This window comes from Methylocystis sp. IM3 (assembly GCF_038070105.1).
Classification (GTDB): Bacteria; Pseudomonadota; Alphaproteobacteria; order Rhizobiales; family Beijerinckiaceae; genus Methylocystis.
Genome location: NZ_JBBPBZ010000002.1, coordinates 1,875,395 through 1,897,534 on the forward strand (window position 1 = coordinate 1,875,395; position 22,140 = coordinate 1,897,534).

Below are 22,140 nucleotides of genomic sequence, written 5' to 3' on the forward strand. Positions count from 1 at the left end.
AGCTTGGCGCTCTAATTGGGTCTGGCGCTGGCGGCCGGGCGAGCCCGCGCCCAAGAGATGCGCATTTCCGCCCATTTTATCCAGAGCAAGGACCAGGCGAAACTGTCCGCGCGCAAAATCCTCATAGCGACCTTCGGGTCGCTTGGCGACATCCATCCTTTCGTTGCGCTGGGCCAGGCGCTGGCGCGGGAAGGCTTCGCGCCCGTGATCGCGACGAGCGCCGTCTATGCGGACCATATTCGCGGCGAGGGGCTCGGCTTCGCGCCCATCCGGCCGGATGCCGAGGATCTCATGGCGCGGCTCGGCATGGATCTCGGCGAAATCGCCCGCAAGATGGCGGAAGATGACAAGTTTCTCTTTGATACGCTTATCTTTCCGCATCTTCGCGAGAGCTACGACGACCTTCTGGCCGCCGCCGAGGGGGCGGAAGTCGTGGTTTCGCACAGCCTCGCCTTCGCGGCGCGCCTCGTGGCCGAGACGAAGGGCCTGCCGCTCGTGACCGTGCTGCTCTCGCCGTTAATGCTCTATTCGGCCTTCGATCCGCCGCTCGCTTCACGAGTTCCGCTGCGCCGCGCGCCGGTCTGGCCGATCGAGATCGCCTACAACCGGCTTCTCTTGTGGTCGCTGGCGCAGGCCGTGGGCCTTTGGGCCGAGCCGCTGCGTCGGCTGCGCCGCGAGCTGGGACTGCGGCCGCGTTACGGGCTGGACCTGCTGCTGGGATCTAAATCCTCGACCGCCGTCATCGGCCTGTTCAGCCCGGCGCTGGCCCCGTCGCAGCCCGATCACGGCTCCCGGACGCTCATCGCCGGGCATACGTTCCACGACCGCTATCTCGACGGCGGCGCGCTCGCCGCGGAGCTTGAGGAGTTCCTGGACGGCGGAGAGGCGCCCGTCGTTTTTACGCTCGGCAGCTTCGTCACTTTGGCCCGGAAGGATTACTATCGCGACTGCGCCCGCGTCGCCGAGCGGCTTGGTCGGCGCGCCGTCCTGCTCGCCCATGCGGACGAGGTCGACGAGATCGGCGACGACCTGCCGGACGGGGTTTTCGCCGCCGCCTACATACCGCATTCGCAAATCTTCCCGCGCGCGGCGGCGATTGTGCACCACGGGGGATTGGCACAGTCGGGCAGGCGCTTCGCGCCGGCCGGCCGCAGGTCGTCACGCCCTTCCTTGGCGATCAGTTCGACAACGCGGAGCGGCTCGCGCGGCTCGGCGTGGCGCAGGTGGTCGACGGCAAGACCGCGACCGCTGACGCGCTGTGGCGGGCGCTCTCCCGCCTCGACCACGATTGCGCGGCGCAGGCGGAGAAAGTGGCGGGCCTCGTCAGGAGAGAGGACGGCGCTGGCGTAGCGGCGGTGCGGATCGCGGCGCTGGTCGGTCAAGGCGCCGGGAGAGAATGGGCTTCATGCTGAGGGGGGCTATCGTTCTGGCCGTTCTGCTCGGCTCGCACGCGACAGCGCAAGATGCGCTGCGACTGAAACTCGGCGCCAGCGCGTCCGTTCGGCTCCCGGAGACTCCGTCGACCGGATACTCATGGCGCATCGACGAGGGCGCAAGCAAGGGGCTCGATCTCATCGGCATCGCGGACCGCGGGCACACGCCGGGCAAACCACTCCCCGGCGCGCCGGGCGTTCATGTCTGGTCTATCCGCGCCCAGAAGTTGGGACAGGCGTCGATTCGTTTCGTCTATCAACGCCCCTGGGAGCCAGCACCAGCGGAGACGCGAGAGATCCGGATCGAAATCTTCAGATAGAGTTTATTTGCCCCGCCGGCGCAGGGGGAACGCGCCGTCGTCGTAAAGCGGGCGGATTTGATCCCCGAAGTAATGCGTGTCGTTGATTTCGAGCGTCGAGCCCTTCAGAATTTCCGGCGCCAGCTCTTCGACGGCGAAACGTATGGCCTCCGCGGCCTGTTCGAATCGCCGGAAGACGAGGGCCTTCCGCCGCCTATGGGGGCTCTTGGCGTAATAGAGCGAGGCCTGCTCGAAATAAGCGCTCATCTCCATCACGGCCTCCCGGGTAAATCAGCCAGCCCGTTCCAGGGCGGCTTCCACGACGACACGCTCCTGACCGTCACGTTCCGAGCGGATGCGGTACTGAAGGCCCTGTCCGCCGTCCGGCAGCTGGCGCGTCACCCGAAAGTGGCCACGCTCCCCCGAGGGGTTGGGGCGATAGGCGACGATGACGCCAACCTGGAATTTATGCGTGGGCGTCGCGACGGGTCTCGCCCGCCGATGCCGCTCCCGCGCGTTGATGCTGTCCGTCGTCATTGGCCGCCTCTTTTCAGACTGTAAGCCCCGATCGTCACTTCTTGGCGCGGTCCTGGGACTTGATTCTTTCGATCGTCGACCAAGGGGCCGCCGCGCCGGACGCGGGGGCGACCGCCGGCTTCTCTTTTTTTGGTTTCTTCGCTTCGCGGTTGCTGCGGCGCTGACCTTTGGCCATATCCGTCGTCCCATTTCTGTCGGAGACGTCCGGAAGCGGCAGTATCGCCGCCGCTCCCTTTCCCTTTTCAGGGACAGCCTTCAGACGCGACGGCCTAACCTTGCAGTTGCAACATGTCGGCGGAAAACTTGCCGCTGCGCTTGTCGACGAAGAGCTCGTAGCCGACCTTCTGGCCCTCGATGAGGGAAGAAATGCCGGCGCGCTCGATCGCGCTGACATGAACGAAGACGTCGGGACCGCCGGCTTCCGGCTGAATGAATCCGAAGCCCTTGTTGGCGTTGAACCACTTTACGGTGCCTGTTTGCATTGGGGTGTCCTTTCCAGGAGCGGTTGTGCGGCTGCGAGATCGTCGCCGCGCGATAGATCGAAGTTCTGGAGAGGAAGACACAAGCCGACGCGCCAAGGGCGTGAGAGAAAGTAAGATCGTCCGGCCGAAACCCGATTTCTTTAATATAGCTGGGCGGAGATTAAAAACAATGATGATGAAAACTTATTTTTTATTATTTTTTCAATAGATGCCTTGGGAGAAATACGTAGCTTCAATCCGACGTGCGGCGCGCCGACTTCATTGCATCCTCCAGCCGCACGGTCGCCGAGCCGGGTCTGGCGGGTTTCTGCTGGCTTTCATGCGGCGCCCAGCCGGAAATCCAGACGATCTCGAAGCTGGCCCGCACGCGCCCGTCGGCGTCGGAAAAACGCTCGGCGTAAATCTGCGCGGCGCGCGCCAGCACGTCCCGGCGGAGCGGCCGAGACGCGCGCTTCACGAGAACATTGGCCGCGCCCATGGCGCGCAGATCGGCCATCAGCGCGAGCGCCGAGTCGTAGCGGAGAGTGAAGCTGTCCACATCCGCGACGGGCAGAGCGAAGCCCGCCCGTTGCAGGAGCCCGCCCATGTCCCGCACGTCGACAAAGGGTGAGACGCGTGGACTGGCGCCGCCCGTTATCTCTTCCTCGGCCTGCGCCAGCGCGACGCGCAGCTCCACCAAGCTCGTCCCGCCGGGGAGGCAGGCCAGAAACAGTCCGTCGGGCGCGAGGACGCGGCGCACCTGAGCGAGGACGCCCGGCAGGTCGTTTACCCATTGCAGCGCCATGCCGCAGACGACAAGGTCGAAGGAGGCCGGCGCGAAGGGCAGGGTCTCCTCGTCAACGACCGCCGCCCCGCCATAACGGCTCGCGCGAAGCGGAGCCGCGCGCCCGCTCGCGACGATCGCCGCCGAGAAATGTTCCCCCGGCGCGCCGAGGTCGAGCGAACGCGGGAAGTCGCGTTTGACAGTCAGAAGCCTGTCGAGCAGGTCGTCGGCTGCACGCGCCAGAAGGAAATCCGGGGCGCCGCGCGCAATCGCCCGACGTAGCCGTCTGTGCAGCAGGTCTCGGTCGAAGATGCGCGGAGCGGAAAGCTTGTTCGTCATGGCCTTGTCTATTGCGCGCGAGGATCGAACGGGCAAGCGCCTTGGCGTCGCGGATCGGCGCGCTTCATCTACTCAGATAACGGACTCACGGAGGACGCCCCTCCGCGCAGGTCAGAAAGTCTTAAGGTTAAACCCTAACCGCAAGTTGCGGAACTCTTAGACAGTCTGAGGGCCAAGGTTAAAATGCGCCAATAGCTTTCCGTACCTGCGTTCAGCCCAAGGTGTGTATCCATGCGTAAATCGTTTTTCCGGGCCATGGTCCCGCTTTTCGCCGCCGCGGCGACGCTTGGCCTCGCCGCTCTCCCGCAATCCGCTTCGGCTCGCGACACGATCGCCTTCTCGTCCGAGGTCGAGCCCGGCACGATCGTCATCAGCGCCAGCCAGCGCCGTCTCTTTTATGTCGTGAGCCCCGGCGTCGCCATCAGCTATCCGGTCGCCGTGCCCAAGCGTGGGAAGGAGTGGTCGGGCTACACTTCCGTCGATGGCAAATATGTTCAACCCGACTGGGTTCCGCCTGCGGTCGTCAAGGCGGATCACCCGGAGCTTCCGAATTTCATCCCCGGCGGCTCCCCGCGCAATCCGATGGGCGTCGCGGCCTTGACGCTCGATCGGGGCGACGTGGCGATCCATGGCACCACCTCCAGGATGCGCGCCTCGATCGGCACGGCCGCGTCCTATGGCTGCATCCGCATGCTGAACGAGGACGTGGCCGACCTTTATGAGCGCGTGAGCGTCGGTTCGCCCGTGCTGATGCGGCCCTGATCACAGCGTCATGGCCCGGCGCCGGGAAGCCAACTGGCGCCGGATGGAAGTAAAGGGCGACTTCTCCAAAGGTTTTTGTCTCCGCGCCTGCGTCTATCTGTGGAATGAAGCTTCCGGCCCATGGACGGGGCAGGGCGAATCCCCCAGTCTGCGCCCGATCGACGCGTGTTTCGCACCAAGAGCCGTCACGCGTTTCTGAAACAGGTGGAGTATATTGGCGGGAGTGATTGATTCGTTGGCGCGAATCTTCGTGAAAGGAGGCGCCTGTTACCGGTTGATCGCGTTGTAGCGTCGTCCCTCAGTTCGTCAGTCGCCGCGTCCTGCCGACACCCCGATGAAGGTTGGCTCATGCTGATCGCTAGAGAAAAAGAAACGGAACGCGCCGAGCATCCGGTGGATGTTGTGGAGCAACTGGCCGCCACCAACGACTGGAGCTTCGACCGCGAGGACGAAGACGAAATTTCGATCGCCGTCACCGGCGCCTGGACCGAGTATCAGGTCGCCTTCACCTGGCTTCCCCAACTCGAGACGCTTCACGTCAGCTGCGCCTTCGATCTCAAGGCGCCCGCGCGCCGCCGTCCCGAAGTCCTGTCGCTCGTCAATGCGATCAACGAACAAATGTGGATCGGCCATTTCGACTTCTGGCCGCAGGAAGGCGTCGCGATGCACCGACATGGGCTGATCCTCTCCGGCGGCGCGCAGCCTTCCGCGTCCCAGTGCGCGGCCCTGCTCGACAACGCGCTCGCCTCCTGCGAACGTTATTATCAGGCATTTCAGTTCGTGCTCTGGGCCGGCAAATCCGCGCGCGAGGCGCTGGACGCCGCAAATTTCGAAACGAAAGGCGAGGCGTGAGCGACGCGTTGAAGAACGCCTCGATTGCTCTGATCGGGGCCGGAAACATGGGGCTCGCCATGTTGGAGGGCTGGGCCAGCCAAGGCGCCCGCGGCACAGGGGTGGCCGTCGTCGAGCCCAATCCTTCACAGCGCCTTCGCGACCTCTGCGCCGTGCACGGATTCGCTCTGACCGGCGCGGCCGGGGCGCGCGACGCCGTGATCCTTGCCGTCAAGCCGCAAATGCTTGAGGCCGGGGCGGAGGCGGCCGCGCCCTTCGTTGGAGAGAGGTCTGTCGTCGTGTCCATCCTCGCCGGAAAGCGCGTCGAGGATATTGCGGCGCGTTTGCCCGCGGCTGGGGCCGTTGTGCGCGCCATGCCGAACACGCCCGCCGCTATTGGGCGCGGCATGACCGGCGCCTTCGCAAGCCCTGGGACCAAGGATTCCCAGCGGCTTCTGGCCGATGCGCTGCTCCGCGCGGCGGGGCAGGTGGAGTGGGTCGACAGCGAGGCGCTGATCGACGCCGTGACGGCGGTGTCCGGCTCCGGCCCCGCCTATGTTTTTCTGCTGGTCGAATGTCTGGCTGCGGCGGGAGTGGAGGCTGGCCTGCCGAAGGAGTTGGCCGAGCGGCTGGCGCGCGCCACTGTGGAGGGGGCGGGGGAGCTCCTTCATCGTCAGCCTGAGGCCAGCGCCGAAACGCTGCGCCAGCGCGTGACTTCGCCCGGCGGCACGACAGCCGCGGCGCTCGGCGTGCTGATGGCGGATGACGGGCTCGCGCCGCTCATGGCCCGCGCCGTGGGCGCCGCCAGGAAACGCGCTGCGGAGCTGTCCGGCTAGCGTGCTTTTTTCGTTCAACATATGCGCCGTGGGCCGAAAACGGCGTCGAAGCGGCGCTTTTTCGCCTTGCCCGGTTGCGGCCCGGCAATAGATTAGCGAAAGAAGACGAAAACCGACATCGGAGATCATGATGAGCACTCGAAACAGGGTGATCGACGCCGCGATGAAGCTCGCGGGCCGCCGAGATTTCGGGGACGTCAGCCTGACCGACATCGCCAAGGAGTCCGACCTTTCACTGGCGGATCTGCGCGACCTGTTCCCCTCGAAGGGCGCGATCGTCGGCGGCTTTTCCCGGCGCATCGACCGGCAAGTGCTGGATGAATTCTCGGGGCTGAACTCTCACGATCCTGCGCGCGACCGTCTCTATGACGTTTTGCGCAAGCGGCTCGAGGCGCTGGAGCCCTACCACGAAGCCTTGTCGAGCATCGCCCGCTGGGCGGCGCGCGACCCGATCACCTCGACGGCGCTCAACCGTGAGACGGTAAATTCCATGCGCTTCATGCTGGAGGCGGCGGACATCGACTGCGACGGCCCAGTCGGCTCGCTGAAGCTCCAGGGCCTCGCAATGGCCTGGGGCCGCGTGCTGGACGCCTGGTTCGAGAACGGCTTCTCTTTTGCGCTCGAGACGCTCGACCGTGAGATCGCGCGCGGCGAACGCTACGTCGAGCATGTCGAGGACTTCGCCCGCATCACCCGGCCCTTCACGGATATGGCGAACCGGCTGTTCGAATTCGGCGGCATGCGCCGCCGCCACGCCCATGCGGCGGACGACGACCATCCGCATTCGCACGCCTGAGGCGGCGTAACGCGCCACCCCCGACACCCTCTCCCGCCCAGCGGGAGAGGAGACAGGAATGTTAGATCGGCAGCGTCACCGTCGCCCGCAAGCCGCCAAGGGGGCTGCGGTCCAGATTGATGTCCCCGCCGTGAGAGCGTGCGATATCTCGCGCGATGGCGAGGCCCAATCCGGAATTTCCATTATCCTGATTGCGCGCCTCGTCCAGGCGGTAGAAGGGCCGGAAGGCGTCTTCGCGCCGTTCGACCGGAATGCCCGGCCCATCGTCGTCGATGTGGATCATCATCATCTCGCCGTCATTCTCCAGCGAGAATTCGAGCTTAGCGCCGTAGCGCTGGGCGTTGCCCACGAGATTGGCGAGCAGACGCTTGATCGCGGCGGGCCGGGCGTCGAGCGTCGGATCGCCCTCTACCTTCAGCGCCACGGCGATGCCGCGTCTTTCCGTGTCGGCCTTCAGCTCCTCCAGAATCATTCGCATGTCCGTCGGCGCCGACGCTTCGCCGCCGTCTCCGCGCGCGAAGGCGAGATAGGCCTCAACCATCCGCTCCATCTCATCCACGTCCTTGCGCATCTCGCGCGCCTCGGCGCCGTCGCCCATCAGAGCCAGAGAAAGCTTGAAGCGCGTGATGATCGTGCGCAGATCGTGCGAGACGCCGTTGAGCATGGTGGTGCGCTGCTCGATGGCGCGCTCCACGCGGCGCTTCATCTCCAGAAAAGCCGCGCCGGCCTGGCGCACTTCGCGCGCGCCGCGCGGGCTGAATTTCGCGTCGCGGCCCTTGCCGAACTCCTCCGCCGCCTGCGCGAGTCTGAGAATGGGGCGGATCTGGTTGCGCAGGAAGGAGGTGGCGATGGCGAGGATGATGACCGAGGCAATCGCCATCCACATGAAGAAAATATACGAGTTCGAGGCGTAGGCATGGGTGCGCGTGACCAGCATCCGCAGCGTCGCGTCGTCGAGGGCGACGCGGATCTCGATCAGATTGCCGGGCACATTGGTGTTGATCCAATAGGGCTGCATGAGCTTGCGCGACAATTCCTTGCTCAGCGCCTTGTCGAGCAGGGCGAAAAGCGACGGCTTCGTCAACGGCGGCGGCAGCGGCTCCCTGGGGAGAATCGACAGCTCCATGTTGAGATCCAGCGCCGCGATGCGACGCAGCTGGCTATGCTCGGCGTCGTCCGGGAAGGTCCGGTAAATGTCCACGACCGCTGCGGCCTGACGCGCGACGCCCGCCGAGAGGCGATAGGTCACGACCTCCCAGTGGCGTTCCATGAAGACATAAGCGACTGCCGATTGCAGCAGCACGACAGGCAGGATGACGATGAGCAAAGCGCGCGCGTAGAGACCCTTGGGCATGCGCGCATGCAGCCAGTCGGCAAAATTGCGCCACAGCTGACGCGGCGCGGACAGGACCTCGTTGATCACAAGCGACATCTGACGCCTCTAGCCTTGCATTTTGAACGGCGACTCGACGAGCAGCCGGTAGCCTTGGCCGCGCACCGTCTGCAAGTGGCGCGGCGCATTGGGATCGGTCTCGATCTTGCGGCGCAGGCGGGCGATTTCCACATCGACCGTCCGCTCGGACGCTCTGTGTTCGCACGTCCGACTGGCCAGAGTCTGACGGGAGACAATGGCGCCCGCGTGATGAACGAGTGTCTGCAACAGGTTCCGCTCGCGGGTCGTGAGCCGCACGGGTTCGCCCGCGCGCGTGAGTTCGCCCCGCGAGGGATCATAGGCGAAGGGGCCAAAGCGCACCAAGGGATCCGGCGGCCCGGAGCGCCGCACGCGGCGCAGAATGCTGGCGATGCGCAGCGACAATTCACGCGGATCGAAGGGCTTGGCGAGATAATCGTCGACGCCGGCCTCGAGTCCCTCGACGCGATTCGCGGTCTCGGCCAATGCGGTGAGCATCAGGATCGGCGCCGAGCGCAGGGGCTCCGGCCCCTCGCGCAGCCGCGCGGCGAAGGCGGTGCCGCGCTCGCCCGGCATCATCACATCGAGCACGATGAGGTCGAAGGCGAAATCGCGCAGCCGCTGCGTCGCTTCTTCGGCGCTGGCCGCGGAGCTGACGAGATAGCCTTCCGCCGCGAGATAGCGCGCGAGTAGCATGCGGATGCGCTTGTCGTCGTCAACGACGAGGATATGCGCGTTTTTGGACAGAGCGGCAGCGGCGGCGACGCTCATGATCGCACGCCCCGGCCGATGTCGAGCCGGCCGAGATGCGCGCGCACGCGCTCGCGCTCCTCGGGGTCCAGCATGGCGAAGAGGAATTCGGCCGCCGCGCCGCGCGTCTCGCCGGGCAGCGACTCCAGCACCCGGCGGAAACGCGCCGATTGCAGCGCCGCGAGCTCGCGCGCCAGCTGGCCCCCGCGCGGCGTCGGATAGAGCAGGCGCTGGCGGCGGTCGGCCGCCCCCGCGCGCGCCTCGACGAAGCCCGCGTCAAGGAGTTGCTTGAGCACACGGTTGAGGCTCTGCTTGGTGATCTTGAGAATCTCGAGCAGCGACGCGATGGTCAGTCCTGGCCGTCGGCTGACAAAATGCAGCACGCGGTGATGGGCGCGGCCGAAGCCGTAATTCTCCAGCAGCCGGTCGGCGTCGCCGACGAAGTCCCGATAGGCGAAGAAAAACAGCTCCACGAGGTCGAGCGCCTCCGCGTCGTCCTCGGCGCCCAAGGCCGGGCGGGCGCCGCGCATCGGCTCGGCGGGCGCCAGATCTGTCAGCGCCTCCTGCGCCCGCGCGGTTGTCTTTCGCTGGAGAAGCTCGCTCAAACGCCGACTCCGGCCCGATCCTCATGAGACGCTTTTACGTCAGCTATATTGACATATTTCCGGCCGATGGCTAGTGCTGGCGTGTAGCGTCCAAGCGGCCGTTCGGCCCTCCCCAGGGCGCCGCTTTCCCGGAGCCTGCCATGAGTGTCCCGCCCTTCGATCAGCGCGACGGATTCATTTGGTACAACGGCGCGCTCGTTCCATGGCGCGACGCAAAGCTGCATGTTCTCTCGCACGGCCTGCATTATGGCTCTTGCGTCTTCGAGGGCGAACGCGCCTATGGGGGCAAGATCTTCAAGTCGCGCGAGCATTCCGAGCGGTTCAAGCGTTCGGCTCAGATTCTCGACTTCGAGATTCCCTACTCGCTCGACGAGCTGGACGCCGCCAAGGACGCGACGCTCAAGGCCAATAATCTCGTCAATTCCTATGTTCGTCCAGTAGCCTGGCGCGGCAGCGAGATGATGGCGGTCGCGGCGCAGAATTCCACCATCAACGTCGCCATCGCGGTGTGGGACTGGCCGAGCATGTTCGACATCGCGACGAAGATGAAGGGCATCAAGCTCGACATCGCCGAATATCGCCGGCCCGACCCGCAGACCGCGCCGTCCATGGCCAAGGCGGCGGGTCTTTACATGATCTGTACCATCTCCAAGCACCGCGCCGAGCGCCGCGGCTATGCGGACGCGCTGATGCTGGACTGGCAGGGCAGGGTGGCCGAATGCACCGGCGCCAATGTCTTCTTCGTGAAGGACGGCGCGCTGCATACGCCGATCGCCGACTGCTTCCTCGACGGCATCACGCGCCGCACCGTGATCGATCTCGCCAAGAAGCGAGGCATCGAGGTGATCGAGCGGCGCATCATGCCCGACGAACTGGCGAGCTTCGAGGAATGCTTCATCTGCGGCACCGGGGCGGAAGTCACGCCGGTCGCCGAGATCGGGCCTTATCATTTCGTCCCCGGCGCCCTGTCGCGCGCCCTGGTCGAGGATTACGACAAGGCCGTCAACGCCTGAAATCCTTTGAACTAAGGTAAACGTTTTGAGCGGCGGCCCAACAGGGCCGCCGTTTCCTTTTCAGTAGAGGACACATTTCAGTAGAGGATGCATTGGCATCGCTGCCGCAGGCCGCGATAGGGCCGATAGGCAGCATTATAGTAGCCCGCCGGATCGCCAGGCTGGCGCATAATATCCGCGCGCATAGGTTCGATAAGCATAGTAGGGCTGCGGATAATAAAGCGGCGCCGCATAGTCGCGGCTGACGTAGATATCGGCGGCGCTGTAGGCTGCGCGGCGGTAAGGCCCGCCGCCATAACCGCCTGCGGGATACTGGTAGCCGCCATAGTAATAGGCCTGATCATAACCGACGGGGCCAACCACGACATTCGGCGCCCGAGCGCCATAGCCATGGCTGTAGACATAACCGGGCGGGGGCGCATAACCGCCGCCGAAAAATGGCTCGTCGAGATCGGACGCCCGAGCCGCGCTCGCCGCGGAAAGGCCGGCTGCGATCAGTAGCAAAGATTTAAAAACCGGGACGATACGCACGTTACTTCTCCTCTTACACATTTCGGTCAGTGGCGGACCTCGCGCCGCGCGCCGCCGCGCGCCGTCCGCTGGTTTTCGACCGGCAAATAGATGATGTTCGCCGAAGGCCGCTCGACTCCGGCCGCCTCATCGGCGGCCTTGTGCGGCTGGGACTCCTCGCCTTCGGGCGCGCGCGCGGGCGTCAGGCGGCTGTAGCCGTCGTCGCCGTAGAAAACGCCGCCGCCGCCATAGAAGCCGCCATCGCGACGACGATTGTCGAAGTGGTTGTAGGTAAGGATATTGGCGGACACGCCGGCCCCCGCGGAACCGCCGCTGTCGCCGCCGCCGTAGCCGGAGTAGCCGCCGCCCCAAAACGGGCCGAAGGCGTTCGTATAGCCCCGCCAGGAGCCGCCGTTCCAGCCGGCCGCGCCGGTCGGACCCTGACCCGGCGCATAGGCGCCGGCGCCGACGCCGGGCAGCGCAGAAGGCGGCGGCGGACCGCCACCGCCAGGATGCCCTCCGCCAAAGCCGCCGGCAGCCTGCGCGAGGGCAAGGCCCGACTGCATGAGCGCGCCCGCCAGGGCGGCCGCGCGCAGTCCCGATTTGAAACACATGACTGACGCCCTCCTGTTTATCGAACCAGTTCGGGACGCGTTGCGTCGGAACAGTTCGAATTCCGCGCGACAGCGTCGCACCGGGAGAGGAAGGGCAATCTTCGTTCCGGGATCAGCCGCTCATGCGCGCCTTGATCGCATGTTCCGCAAGCGTCTTGCCGAGCGACCACACCGCCGAGGACTTGTGCGCGTCGGCGATGACGGCGTCGAACGCGCTTTCGATCCAGTCGCAATCCGAGTCGCTGATGTTGAGCGGCGGCAGCAGCTTGATCGTCGGATTGGCGTGGCCGGCGACCTGGGTGAGAACCTTGTGGTCCTTGAAGAGCGGAATGCAGATGAGCTGTCCGAAGAGGCCGGAGCTCGCCGTCTCCAGCAGGTTCCAGGTCGCTTTCAGCATGAGAGACTTCGGCGGGCCGAATTCGACGCCGATCATCAGGCCGCGGCCGCGCACGTCGGAGATGAGCTCATAGCCATCCGCCATTCTCTGGAAAGCGGCGAGCAGGCGCGCGCCCTTCTCGGCGGCGTTCTCCATGACGCGTTCGTTCTCGATGACCTCGAGAGTGGCGACGCCCGCCGCCATGGCGAGGTCGTTCTTGCTGAAGGTCGACCCGTGCACGACGGCCCGGTCCATGCGGTCGAAGACCTTGTCGAAGACCCACTTGCGCGTGAGAACCGCGCCGACCGGCACATGGCCGCCCGAGAGCGCCTTGGCCACCACGATCATGTCAGGCTCCACGCCGGGGCAATAGTCGATTGCGAAGAATTTGCCGGTGCGGCCGAGGCCCGTCTGGATTTCGTCCGCGACGAATAGCGTCCCGTATTTGCGGCAGAGCGCCTGTGCGCCGGCGAGATAATCGTCGGCGGGAATGTTGACGCCCTTGCCCTGAATGGGTTCGACGAAGAAGGCGGCGACATCGCGCCCCGCGAGCGCCCGTTCGAGGGCCGGAAGGTCGTCGAAGGGAATCTCCTGCGTGTGAGGCAGCAGCGGCCCGAAGCCCTTCTTGAAGATCTCGTCGCCGTTCATCGACAGCGAGCCATAGGTGAGGCCGTGGAAGGAATGGGCGCAGTGGAGAATGCCGGGACGCCCCGTCGCCGCGCGGGCGAATTTGATGGCGGCCTCTACCGACTCCGCGCCGGAATTGGCGAAAAACACCTTCTCGAGATAGGGGGCGCGCGCGATGAGCTTCTCGGCGAGGATGCCGGCGAGCGTCGAGACGTCGAGCTGCACCAGATTGGCGAATTCTCCGTCGAGCACGCTGACGAGCGCCTCGCGGACGGCAGGATGGTTGCGCCCGACCGCGAAGACGCCCCAGCCGCTGAGCAGATCGAGGTAGCGGTCGCCCTTGCGATCCCACAGATAGGGACCGAGACCGCGCGTGAAACCGACGTCGTAGCCGATCGTCTTGAGAACCCGCACCCACATTTCGTTGAGATATTTGGAGTGCAGCGCGAAACGTTCGTCCTCGCGAGCCGCGACGAGCGCCGCAAGATCATAAGGATCGGCGTGGGCGACGCTTTTCACGGCGGAAGCGCTCGACGGCGCGGTCGACAGATCGGTCATGCGGCGGCTCCACGTGGGACGAGAAAAACGGGCGCGGGCGCGAGAACGGCCCGGTCCGCCTTCGTTTCGATTGCGCGCCCCGGCCGATTTGTCAAATGTGGCGGGGCGGGAATTCACATCGGGTTTCCGGGCTTTGGCGGCGTACCGTGGCCGTCGCAGGCGCGCCGACGGGCGCCCGAATCCGGAACTGACCGAAAAGCGTTTTGGTTTGAATCTCTTGCGCATATCCCGGGGAAAAACTGAGCCTTGGAGAGCTTTGCTCGCTCCCCGTGTATCCACAGCGTTTCGCGTCTGGGAGAAAATTCTCTGGTTGGATGGTCCGCCGTCGATGTTATCTTCTTTTTAGCGATTCATTTGCCACGCAGCGATTCGAGATTCTGATTGCTCGCTGTCTGCGCCGGTCGAATGCTCTGGATCAGCACTGGGGGAGTTGGTCGGTTGGGAGCGAAGGTTACTTTTCAGGATGAGTTTGGCGCCGAGTCCTCGGCCGAAGGCGATGAGGCTATAGAGCTTGTCGAGATTGCGGGCCGCATCAAGTGGTTCGACGTCGCAAAAGGTTACGGCTTCGTCGTTCCGGACGACGGGTCTCCGGACGTGCTCTTGCACGTGACCATTCTTCGCCGGAGCGGTTTGCAAACCGCCTTCGAAGGCGCGCGTGTGGTCTGCGAGGCGCAGAAGCGCTCCAAGGGCATGCAGGTGTTCCGCGTGCTGGCTATGGATGAAACCACGGCCGTGCATCCGGCGCAGTCTGCCGCCGGCCGGACCCATGTGCAGATCAAGGCGACGAGCGGCTATGAGATCGCCATCGTGAAGTGGTTCAACCGCGTGAAGGGCTTCGGCTTCCTCACCCGCGGGGAGGGCACGGAAGACATCTTCCTGCATATGGAGACAGTCCGCCGATTCGGCATGACGGAGCTCAAGCCGGGCGACAGCGTTCTCGTTCGCTATGGCGACGGCCCCAAGGGACTCATGGCCGCGGAGGTGCGTCCGCTCGAAGCGAAGAGCCCCTCTCATTGACCTGGCGGTTTTTCGGCGGCTTTTATGATAGGCGATGGTGACAAACAGCCGGAGAGCCGCTGATGAGACTTTGGCGTTTCGCCACGGGACGCGCCGACGGGGCGTCCGCTTTCGCTGGACTTGTTGTATCGCTCTTGTTCTTCGTCGCCGCGACGGGGACCAGGGCGGAGACGGCGCTCCAGCGCCTGGAGTTCATGACGGACAGCGGACCGCATGTCTTCAAGGTTGAATTGGCGGATACGCCCGAGGAGCGGGCCAAGGGGTTGATGTTCCGCCGCGCAATGCCGGCGGATCAGGGGATGCTTTTCGATTTCCACACGGAAACTCCCATTATGATGTGGATGAAGAACACCTATATCCCGCTCGATATGGTGTTCGTTTCGAAGAAGGGGGTCGTGACCAGTATCGCAGCGGACACGACGCCAATGTCGGAAGAGGTGATCCCTGGCGGCCAGGCTTACGCCGTGATCGAACTCAACGCCGGCGCCACGAAGAAGATCGGGCTCAAACCCGGCGATGCGGTCAGGCATCCGGCTTTCAGGAATTGAGGCCGCCTTGTGGGAGTATGCGTCGCGTGATAGCGACAAGGGCCCGGATGGCAATTCCAGGTCCGGCGGGGTATAGCGCAGCCTGGTAGCGCGGAAGTTTTGGGTACTTCAGGTCGCAGGTTCGAATCCTGCTGCCCCGACCAAACCCTAACCGTAGAGGTCCGTAGAAGTCCGGAAAGCCCAGAAAGCCTAGGGTTTTGGCGGCTCAATCGTCCTTGACCGTTCGCCAAAGTCCCCCTATATCCGGCTCACCCTGGTGGGAAAATTGGGGGACTGGATGGCCTATCAGCGTCTGACGGCGGCTAAGGTCAGAACGGCGGGACCGGGCGTCTATCCGGACGGTCTCGGGCTCTACCTTTGCGTGAGCGATTCGGGATCCAAGTCTTGGATCTACCGTTTTTCGTGGCAGGGGCGCCGACCGGAGATGGGCTTGGGCAGCCTGATCGACGTTTCCCTTGCCGACGCGCGTGAGGCGGCTCTAGAGGCCCGCCGGCAGGTGAAAGCGGGGATCAACCCCATTGACGCCAAGCGCGCCAGCAAGAGCGCCGGGGTAGCCGGCAAGACGTTCGGGGACGCGGCCGACGCCTTCTTCGCCGCCAAGCAGTCGGAATACAGCAACGCCAAATATCGAGAGATGACACGGCTCGCCTTGACCAGAACTGTTGCGGCCATCCGACCGCTCCCGGTCGATCGCGTGGACACTGAGGCCGTTCTGTCTGTCCTGCGACCCCTCTGGCTGGAAACCCCCAAGACGGCGCGGCGTGTGCGGGAGAAGATCGAGGCGGTTCTGGATTACGCCAGCGTCCACAAGCTGCGCGAGGGCGATAACCCGGCCCGCTGGCGCGGCCATCTCGAACATCTGCTGCCGCGCCATGACAAACGCGCCAACGGCCACCACGCGGCGCTTCCCTACAAAGACGCGCCGGGCTTCTTCGCTCAGCTCGGCGGCGTCGAGGGCGTCGCGCCGAGGGCGTTGGAGTTCACAATCTTGACTGCGGCGCGGACGGGGGAAGCCCTCGGAGCACAATGGGCGGAGTTCGATTTCGACGAAAAGCTGTGGGTAATTCCCAAAGGCCGCATGAAGGGGGCAAAGGAGCATCGCGTTCCGCTGATCCCTCGCGTTCTCGAAATCCTTGAAGAGATGCAGCGCCATCGTGTTTCGGATTACGTTTTCCCCGGCCGCAACAGGGGACAGCCGCTTTCTCATATCGCCATGGCGCATGTAATCCGGCGCATGGGGGTCGAAGGCGTAACCGTGCACGGCTTCCGATCGACGTTCCGAGACTGGTGCGGCGACTGCACGAAATTTCCGAGAGACGTTGCCGAGTCCGCGCTGGCCCATTCAATCCGAAGCGAAGTTGAAGCTGCCTACAGGCGCGGCGACGCGCTCCAAAAGCGACGCGAGCTTATGGACGCATGGGCGGACTATTTGGGGACGCAGCATGAATAACGAGCCGGATTTCGAATACATGGCGCGCGCCGCTTTCGAGGGCGTCGATATTGGGCTGACCGCGGCTGTCGCATGGATAGCCTATCGCGATCTCGATAAGGCTTACGAGGCGAGCTTCTGGCGATTCAGCGATCTAAGCGCGAGAGGGCATAACTTCTACGACGCCAAAGAGCAGCTTTGGCGCGCGCTACGGGAGAACCAGCTTCAAGCCAACGGCGCCTCCCCCTCGGGCGACACGGTGAACATACCGGCCTTGGAATGGCGCTTTCTTGAGTCCACCGCCGCGCCCGATGCCGTGGCCTCCTATCGCGACCCCAACCGGACCTATCACGCGGTTGGGGTCGAACGGGAGCAGTTGTTCAAGAAATGGCCCCCGCTCTCCAAAGCGCCCCCAACGGAAAAGCGGGGCAGGGGCAAGCCACCCGTCGTAAAGGAAAGCACCAAGGCTGCGATACGGTGCGCCATGGCGGAAGAAGGCTTTGATCCTTTCGACCCCAAAAACAAGCAGACTTACATGGCGAAGAGATTTCGCGTCTCGCGCACCACTATCCGCGACGCCCTCGATGAGATCAGAATAGAGGACGCGGGCGTATAGTTTCTTGCGGGGGTGTCTGGGGGCCGGAACGGACGGTGCAAGCGGTGCAAACGGTGCGAAGCCCCCAAAAGCAGAAAGGCGCCCTGCCGGTCCATCCGCGGTCAGAGCGCCCTTCGTGCCCCGCGCCGTGGCGGCGCTGGAAGGTAGATCCAAAGATACCAAAGGCTACTGCTTAGGCAGCGGTCTCGTCGATCCGACGCCCGCCGTGATCCAGGTAAAGGGCGAGACTTGTTCGACCTCAACGTGGGAAGGGGGCTCGAGCCCCATCTGCTCGCAGATGTAGAGGAGGTCCCCCTTCGCGCCCTCGCGGGAATCGCCAATGATTCTGATCTCAACGTCCATTTTCAAAGCTCCCGTTCGTCTATCAAACGCTCGCGAGCCTGCCTTACCCTTTGAGCCTCGTCAAGCCAGATTTTGCTTTATTTTCAGTAGTTTATGTAGCTCTACGAAACCTACAAAGACGACGAAAAAGGCGTGTGATATACGCAAGCCCCCTCTGAACCGGAGGGAGCGCCGTATGGTCGATTTCATCGAAGCAATCGAGGTCGCGGAGGACGCCGCCGATGATGCAGCCCCAGCACGCCCGGCGCGGCGCGGCGTCACCCTCCTGGAGCTCGGGCCCAACTCATGCCGTTGGCCTCTGGGGGATGTCCTGGATCTTCGCGCCCCCGTCACGGAGCTGTTTTGCGGCGAACCGGCGGCGCTGGGGTCATCCTATTGCCCTGCCTGCCGCAGACGTGCGTTTGTCCCAAAACGCCCTCACGCCGCTGCCACGCGGCCAGTCTAAACCATCTGTAGCTTCCTGAATGGAGCTGGCATGAATCCGGAGTTAATCGACGCGGCCATAGACGCTGCAACTCGAATGGCCGCCGATCGCGGGATAGACATTGACCAAGCTGCGCTGACGCGCGCCGTGCTCGCGGTCACCGGGTCGTGTAACGGGCAGGATGATCCGGAGGAGATCGCCGAGGGCGCCCTGGAGCTGTTGGGGAAATGCCTCGGTCCCTCATCTTCTCGGCGCAGACCATTCTAGCTTTCTCCCGCGCCCTCGATAGAGCGCAGGCTGGCGGCCACCCAGCCCCTCTGAGATGACCGCCAGCCGAGCGCCCGTCGGCATAGGCGCCACGCGAGGATCACGAGCGAGTATATCCATCCGCGCAGGCCGGAGCTTACGCCGCGCAACCTTTTGGGATAGCTGTGGAAAATACTGTTAAGCGGAACTGGCGCAGAACGTCCTTTCGCCTGCTCGGTGGGACCGTCGAGACCGCGCCCGACGATTGGACCCTCTGCGACGAAGACGGCCGCCCATTGGCGCGCATCCATCATTACCTTTATGGCCCGCAGGCCGGCGCCTGGTCCTGGTTCGTCCAGGTCGCGCCGGACGGGACGCCATTCAACGGCGGGACCGGAGTAGCGGTCACGGGTCGTGAGGCGCGCGAGGCATGCGAGGCCCTTGTCCCTATCGGGACGCAGGAGCGGCGCCACCGCTTGAAGGAAGGCGCCGAATGACGGCGAAGAAAGCGCGGGCCTCGATGTCGCCGATGACGTAGCCGAAGAAGCTGTTAGCCCTCGCTCCCGAGAGCTCCGAATGCGCCGGCGCGCGTTTGTCCCTAGGCGCCTTGCCAAATAGAGGCCGCCGACTCATGGGGCTGATGTTGAGCCGGCGGCCAAGGTCCATGGCGTGACCTTCCGCATAGGTAGACCGCTGGAATGCGATGGCGAGCGGAGCAGCGGCGGGCGACGCGCGATGCGGCCGCTGGCCCCCTGGCGAGGAGGAGGTTGTCGGGCCAGCGGCGGGATAGACAGACGCGAGAGGGGGCGCCTGCATCCTTTGAATGAGGTAGCCCAAGCGAGCAGGCAGGCAAGGGCCTGTCCTGCGCTAGCCTAATCCGGGGGCGAGGTTTTCGCTGATACAGGTCAGACACCGAGCAGACGCGCCAGACCGTCCACGATCGCCGCGCCATCTGGCGTCAGCTCGAGGCCGCCGAGCGCAGCGTCGGCGGCGGCACCCTCGGTCTCTTCCCACGGAATGCCGGAGACCCATTCGCGGGGGAAGTGCTTGCGCTTCAAGCGGGAGAAACCTAGCGCGCAAAGAAGCCACAGCTCTTTCTCGCCTTTTGTCATCGAGCCCCAGCGGGCGCTGGGCGCCGTCATCGCCGCGGCTCCGGGAAGGCGAGATTGACGGAGACGCTGGCCAGCGGCTCGGCGACGCCGCGCTTGGCGAGATACCGGCGGCGTTGTTCTTGGAGCTCGTCGGGGCTAGGCTGGGTCTCGCAAGGATAGTCAAGCTTCTGTCTGGGCGCTGGGGCGGTTGCAGCCGCTTTAGCGCCCTTTTCTATATCTGCCATCGCCCGTTATTTCGCCTCCATCAGACTGGCATGAGCCAACGCGCGATGTCGGTCAGAACGATCGACAACCGAACAAGGCGCGACGCGATCATGACGCGGATTTTTCCGATAATGAGCTTCGTGATCATGCCTGCCTCCGCATGTGGTCGGCGAGCATGCTCGGGACCTTCGCCATCGCCTGATTGATCCGGCGGTTGACGAGGATCTCCACTTCGCCGGAGCTCAGTTGGCGCGCCTCCACATGCGCGCCGCCGTGGTGATTGTTCACGGTCACACGCGCGCCGCCGCCCATGCCCTGCATCGATACGGGAATAGTCCGGCCGTCCCGGAGCGGGACATAGGCTTCCGGGCCAGAGCCCTCGCCGAACAAGGCAAGCTGCGGACTATTGGCGATCCCGCCGGCGGCATAGCGCCGCAGCGGCAGCGCGCCATGGCTCGTCATGATCCCGCCGTCCGCGAACTTGAACGTATTGGCGAACCAGTCGCCGATACCGGAAAAGAAGCCGCCGCCAGAATCGGCCGCGGCGGAATCGCTGGAGCCGGCGCCAGGGAATAGGCCGCCGAGGGCCTTGCCGGCCTTGCCGATAAGATCGCTGCTCGCGCCCGCGACGTTGACCACGCCCGCTTTCACGTCCATAGAGCCGACGTTTTTGCCGCCGGTAATGAGCTGGGCGAGGCCGCCGAAGAGGCCGCCCATGGCGCCGTCTTTCCCTTCCATCTTGAACATTTTCGCGAAGGGGCCGGAGCCGGTCAGAGCGGCGTCGAGCATATTGTCGCCGAAGCCGCTTCCGAATTTCTTCAGCACGTCACCCGGCTTGCCGCCGTGGACGAGGTCCTTCAGAGCGCCGGATACGGTCTGGCCGATGTGGTTGTAGGCTTCATTGAAGCCCTTCGCCGACTCGTTGAGCTTGTCCTGCGCTTCCTTCGCAGCGTTTAATTTATCTGCCAGCTCGGCGACGTGATCTCGATGCTCTACGGACGTGTCCTTGCCGAGCTTCGCGAGCCAATTCTCCTTGTCGATCGCTTCCTGAATTTTCTTATGCTCGTCGCCGATAGCGGAGGCGAGCCTGATTTGTTGCTCTAGTTCGCGCGTGATCTTCGTGTAATTATCTTCAGCGGAACTACCCCCGCGGCTGCTCTTGGCTCCATAGCCGGCATAGGTCCGGCGCGTTCCGCCTATCGAAATCGGCGGCAGTTGGGTTGCGCCCGCTGCTCCTCCCGGCTCGGGTTGACCGCCCATAATCGCCGCGAGCGGATGGGTGAAGCCCCAGAAAAATTTCTGGAGCCCTTCGGATTTTTGAATGGCCTGAGCGATAGCCTCAACCACGCCATACCAACCGAGCTTTAATTCCTCGATGGGCGAGCCTAGTTTTTGGAATGCGATAAGGAGCTCGCTGTCCGCGCGCTTCGCCGCCTCGGCGATTTTGTCGTCCATTTCCTTGGCGGCTTTGGCGGCTTCGTTAATGGGGGATTTCGCGTCACTGAAGGCGCCGGCGAGCCCGCCGATGTTCTTGAACAGGGCGCGCCCCTCGTCTTGGCCAAAAAGCGCCTGAGCAAGATTCAGCCCTTGCTCAGAGGGGAGTTTACGGATCTCGTCAATTATCTTGGCAACCCAATCGTCTGCGCTCTTGGCGCTGTCCGCGACTTTCAGGAAGCTCGCATCGAATTTCTTGAGCAGCTCGAGAACGTCGCCGGTATTGCGCTTATATTGTTCGAACGCGTGACCGGCTGTCGACATCGCGCCGCCCATGTCTCCGACGCCCGCGCCCGCGCCGATGACGCCCGCTCGAATGATGCTCGACGCAGAAAAGCCCGTGCGCGCGGCGTCGCCGGCGACCTTGGCAAGGCTTTCATGCGTCTTCGTGGCCGCTGCCTCCATGGCGAGAAGGCCGCCGACGATTCCGCCTGCGGCCAGGCGTCCCGGCGTGAATATCGCGCTGAGGGATTTTAGCAGACCGCCGAGACCACCTTGGCCAGACGCCGCAATCTGAGAAACCCGGCCGAGTTCCATTCCGACTGCGCGGATCGGGCTTTGGCCCGCGGCCATGCTATCGAAGAGCGAGCGGCTGACGTGGGCGAGCTCCATCATCTGCATGCGGTTGAGCCCAACCGCCTTGGCGTTGTCATTATGCGCCTGCGCGAGCGTCTTTTGCGTCCGCGCCAATTGCTCGGCTACGACGTTATACGCGCGCGAGCCCTCAAGGCCCTGCTGCTGCGCGCGAGTAAGCAAGCGTTGATATTTTTCCGCCTCGGCCATCGCCTTACTAAGAGGATCGACCTTGCGCGCCGTAAGGTCGAGTTGCCGGGCGACGCCGATCTGCGCTTTTTCTAGCTCGCCGAGTGATCGTGTCGCTTGTTGGACGCCCGTTTCTGTAACTTTTAATTCAAGTTCGGCGACTGTTTTCTCGGCGGCCATTGCGTTCTTTTCCTTGACGATAGTGGCGACGCGGGCAGCGCCTCGTTAGTTATATGGCGGCAGGGGACGGCGTTTCTCAGGCCACCGCCCCCGCCTTCTGCGCCTGCCGGCAACAGGCGCGTCAACTCCGGTTCGCGGCCAGAGCGCCTATCCCGCCGTGTGGAGGCGAATCACACGCGACGGATTCCTTGCCGGGCGGAGCGCACAAACGTTGACGTTCAAAT

27 protein-coding genes and 1 tRNA gene are annotated in these 22,140 nt (G+C 64.2%); 15 read left to right on the plus strand and 13 right to left on the minus strand.

Annotated features, from left to right (window positions below; genetic code table 11):
- Positions 1-57: 57 nt before the first annotated feature.
- Positions 58-1,350: a glycosyltransferase gene (locus WOC76_RS11020; protein ID WP_341106876.1), complete on the plus strand. Its 1,293-nt coding sequence runs from the start codon at positions 58-60 to the stop codon at positions 1,348-1,350.
- Positions 1,351-1,405: 55 nt separating this feature from the next.
- Complete coding sequence (locus tag WOC76_RS11025) at positions 1,406-1,753, plus strand: protease inhibitor I42 family protein (RefSeq protein ID WP_341106875.1); 348 nt, start codon at positions 1,406-1,408, stop codon at positions 1,751-1,753.
- A 3-nt stretch (positions 1,754-1,756) separates the two neighbouring features.
- Here WOC76_RS11025 and WOC76_RS11030 read toward each other — a convergent pair whose 3' ends face one another.
- The 4 genes from WOC76_RS11030 to WOC76_RS11045 form a co-directional block, all read right to left on the minus strand.
- Entirely contained in the window at positions 1,757-2,005 is a 249-nt protein-coding gene (locus WOC76_RS11030) for a hypothetical protein (protein ID WP_341106874.1), read from the minus strand.
- An 18-nt stretch (positions 2,006-2,023) separates the two neighbouring features.
- The gene (locus tag WOC76_RS11035) at positions 2,024-2,269 is read right to left on the minus strand and encodes a hypothetical protein (protein WP_341388372.1); all 246 of its coding nucleotides are present in this window, start codon (positions 2,267-2,269) and stop codon (positions 2,024-2,026) included.
- A gap of 269 nt (positions 2,270-2,538) precedes the next feature.
- A complete protein-coding gene (locus tag WOC76_RS11040; protein ID WP_341106871.1) occupies positions 2,539-2,751 on the minus strand; it encodes a cold-shock protein in 213 nt (70 codons plus the stop codon).
- Positions 2,752-2,983: 232 nt separating this feature from the next.
- A complete protein-coding gene (locus WOC76_RS11045) occupies positions 2,984-3,853 on the minus strand; it encodes a methyltransferase domain-containing protein (protein WP_341106870.1) in 870 nt (289 codons plus the stop codon).
- Between the two features lie 231 nt (positions 3,854-4,084).
- Here WOC76_RS11045 and WOC76_RS11050 point away from each other — a divergent pair, with 231 nt between their 5' ends.
- The 4 genes from WOC76_RS11050 (at position 4,085) to WOC76_RS11065 (ending at position 7,078) form a co-directional block, all read left to right on the plus strand.
- Complete coding sequence (locus tag WOC76_RS11050; protein WP_341106869.1) at positions 4,085-4,615, plus strand: L,D-transpeptidase; 531 nt, start codon at positions 4,085-4,087, stop codon at positions 4,613-4,615.
- 348 nt (positions 4,616-4,963) lie between these two features.
- A complete protein-coding gene (locus tag WOC76_RS11055) occupies positions 4,964-5,467 on the plus strand; it encodes a YbjN domain-containing protein (protein ID WP_341106867.1) in 504 nt (167 codons plus the stop codon).
- Positions 5,464-6,282, plus strand: a complete 819-nt coding sequence (gene proC, locus WOC76_RS11060; protein WP_341106866.1) for a pyrroline-5-carboxylate reductase — start codon at positions 5,464-5,466, stop codon at positions 6,280-6,282. Before WOC76_RS11055 ends, proC begins: the two co-directional genes overlap by 4 nt.
- A 130-nt stretch (positions 6,283-6,412) precedes the next feature.
- Positions 6,413-7,078, plus strand: coding sequence for a TetR/AcrR family transcriptional regulator (locus tag WOC76_RS11065; RefSeq protein ID WP_341106864.1), 666 nt, complete (start codon positions 6,413-6,415; stop codon positions 7,076-7,078).
- A 61-nt stretch (positions 7,079-7,139) separates the two neighbouring features.
- On the opposite strand, the gene WOC76_RS11070 is transcribed toward WOC76_RS11065, so the two are convergent.
- The 3 genes from WOC76_RS11070 to WOC76_RS11080 are packed head-to-tail and all read right to left on the minus strand — an operon-like array spanning position 7,140 to position 9,769.
- Positions 7,140-8,510, minus strand: coding sequence for an ATP-binding protein (locus WOC76_RS11070; RefSeq protein ID WP_341106863.1), 1,371 nt, complete (start codon positions 8,508-8,510; stop codon positions 7,140-7,142).
- 9 nt (positions 8,511-8,519) lie between these two features.
- Positions 8,520-9,260: a response regulator gene (locus WOC76_RS11075; RefSeq protein WP_341106861.1), complete on the minus strand. Its 741-nt coding sequence runs from the start codon at positions 9,258-9,260 to the stop codon at positions 8,520-8,522.
- Positions 9,257-9,769, minus strand: a complete 513-nt coding sequence (locus WOC76_RS11080) for a MarR family winged helix-turn-helix transcriptional regulator (RefSeq protein ID WP_341108796.1) — start codon at positions 9,767-9,769, stop codon at positions 9,257-9,259. The genes WOC76_RS11075 and WOC76_RS11080 overlap by 4 nt, the downstream gene beginning before the upstream one ends.
- A gap of 215 nt (positions 9,770-9,984) precedes the next feature.
- On the opposite strand from WOC76_RS11080, the gene WOC76_RS11085 reads away from it, so the two are divergent.
- Positions 9,985-10,857 carry a branched-chain amino acid aminotransferase gene (locus WOC76_RS11085; protein WP_341106860.1) on the plus strand — a complete coding sequence of 291 codons (873 nt, stop codon included), beginning with the start codon at positions 9,985-9,987 and terminating at the stop codon, positions 10,855-10,857.
- Between the two features lie 135 nt (positions 10,858-10,992).
- Here WOC76_RS11085 and WOC76_RS11090 read toward each other — a convergent pair whose 3' ends face one another.
- The 3 genes from WOC76_RS11090 to WOC76_RS11100 all read right to left on the minus strand — a co-directional run bounded on the left by WOC76_RS11090 (position 10,993) and on the right by WOC76_RS11100 (position 13,542).
- On the minus strand, positions 10,993-11,388 hold the full coding sequence (locus tag WOC76_RS11090) for a hypothetical protein (protein WP_341106858.1): 396 nt from the start codon (positions 11,386-11,388) through the stop codon (positions 10,993-10,995).
- 26 nt (positions 11,389-11,414) lie between these two features.
- Positions 11,415-11,981 (minus strand): hypothetical protein, encoded by a 567-nt coding sequence (locus tag WOC76_RS11095; protein WP_341106856.1) that lies wholly within the window; start codon positions 11,979-11,981, stop codon positions 11,415-11,417.
- 112 nt (positions 11,982-12,093) lie between these two features.
- Complete coding sequence (locus WOC76_RS11100) at positions 12,094-13,542, minus strand: aspartate aminotransferase family protein (RefSeq protein ID WP_341106855.1); 1,449 nt, start codon at positions 13,540-13,542, stop codon at positions 12,094-12,096.
- A gap of 405 nt (positions 13,543-13,947) precedes the next feature.
- On the opposite strand from WOC76_RS11100, the gene WOC76_RS11105 reads away from it, so the two are divergent.
- From WOC76_RS11105 to WOC76_RS11125, 5 genes are all read left to right on the plus strand, one after another.
- Positions 13,948-14,559 (plus strand): cold-shock protein, encoded by a 612-nt coding sequence (locus tag WOC76_RS11105; protein ID WP_341108795.1) that lies wholly within the window; start codon positions 13,948-13,950, stop codon positions 14,557-14,559.
- A 62-nt stretch (positions 14,560-14,621) separates the two neighbouring features.
- Positions 14,622-15,107 carry a DUF192 domain-containing protein gene (locus WOC76_RS11110; protein ID WP_341106853.1) on the plus strand — a complete coding sequence of 162 codons (486 nt, stop codon included), beginning with the start codon at positions 14,622-14,624 and terminating at the stop codon, positions 15,105-15,107.
- Positions 15,108-15,173: 66 nt separating this feature from the next.
- A tRNA-Pro gene (locus tag WOC76_RS11115) sits at positions 15,174-15,250 on the plus strand.
- Between the two features lie 134 nt (positions 15,251-15,384).
- Positions 15,385-16,557: a tyrosine-type recombinase/integrase gene (locus tag WOC76_RS11120; protein WP_341431417.1), complete on the plus strand. Its 1,173-nt coding sequence runs from the start codon at positions 15,385-15,387 to the stop codon at positions 16,555-16,557.
- Entirely contained in the window at positions 16,550-17,152 is a 603-nt protein-coding gene (locus WOC76_RS11125) for a hypothetical protein (protein ID WP_341106851.1), read from the plus strand. The genes WOC76_RS11120 and WOC76_RS11125 overlap by 8 nt, the downstream gene beginning before the upstream one ends.
- Positions 17,153-17,317: 165 nt before the next feature.
- Here the strand turns inward: WOC76_RS11125 and WOC76_RS11130 are convergent, their stop codons facing one another.
- A complete protein-coding gene (locus WOC76_RS11130; protein ID WP_341106849.1) occupies positions 17,318-17,494 on the minus strand; it encodes a hypothetical protein in 177 nt (58 codons plus the stop codon).
- Here WOC76_RS11130 and WOC76_RS24320 point away from each other — a divergent pair.
- The 3 genes from WOC76_RS24320 (at position 17,472) to WOC76_RS11140 (ending at position 18,661) form a co-directional block, all read left to right on the plus strand.
- The gene (locus WOC76_RS24320) at positions 17,472-17,939 is read left to right on the plus strand and encodes a GcrA family cell cycle regulator (protein WP_445730630.1); all 468 of its coding nucleotides are present in this window, start codon (positions 17,472-17,474) and stop codon (positions 17,937-17,939) included. The genes WOC76_RS11130 and WOC76_RS24320 overlap by 23 nt on opposite strands.
- Before the next feature lie 30 nt (positions 17,940-17,969).
- Positions 17,970-18,185 (plus strand): hypothetical protein, encoded by a 216-nt coding sequence (locus tag WOC76_RS11135; RefSeq protein WP_341106848.1) that lies wholly within the window; start codon positions 17,970-17,972, stop codon positions 18,183-18,185.
- A gap of 164 nt (positions 18,186-18,349) precedes the next feature.
- Complete coding sequence (locus WOC76_RS11140) at positions 18,350-18,661, plus strand: hypothetical protein (protein WP_341106846.1); 312 nt, start codon at positions 18,350-18,352, stop codon at positions 18,659-18,661.
- Positions 18,662-19,069: 408 nt separating this feature from the next.
- On the opposite strand, the gene WOC76_RS11145 is transcribed toward WOC76_RS11140, so the two are convergent.
- Positions 19,070-19,306 (minus strand): hypothetical protein, encoded by a 237-nt coding sequence (locus WOC76_RS11145; RefSeq protein WP_341106845.1) that lies wholly within the window; start codon positions 19,304-19,306, stop codon positions 19,070-19,072.
- 318 nt (positions 19,307-19,624) lie between these two features.
- The gene (locus tag WOC76_RS11150; protein ID WP_341106844.1) at positions 19,625-21,916 is read right to left on the minus strand and encodes a hypothetical protein; all 2,292 of its coding nucleotides are present in this window, start codon (positions 21,914-21,916) and stop codon (positions 19,625-19,627) included.
- Between the last annotated feature and the right edge of the window lie 224 nt (positions 21,917-22,140).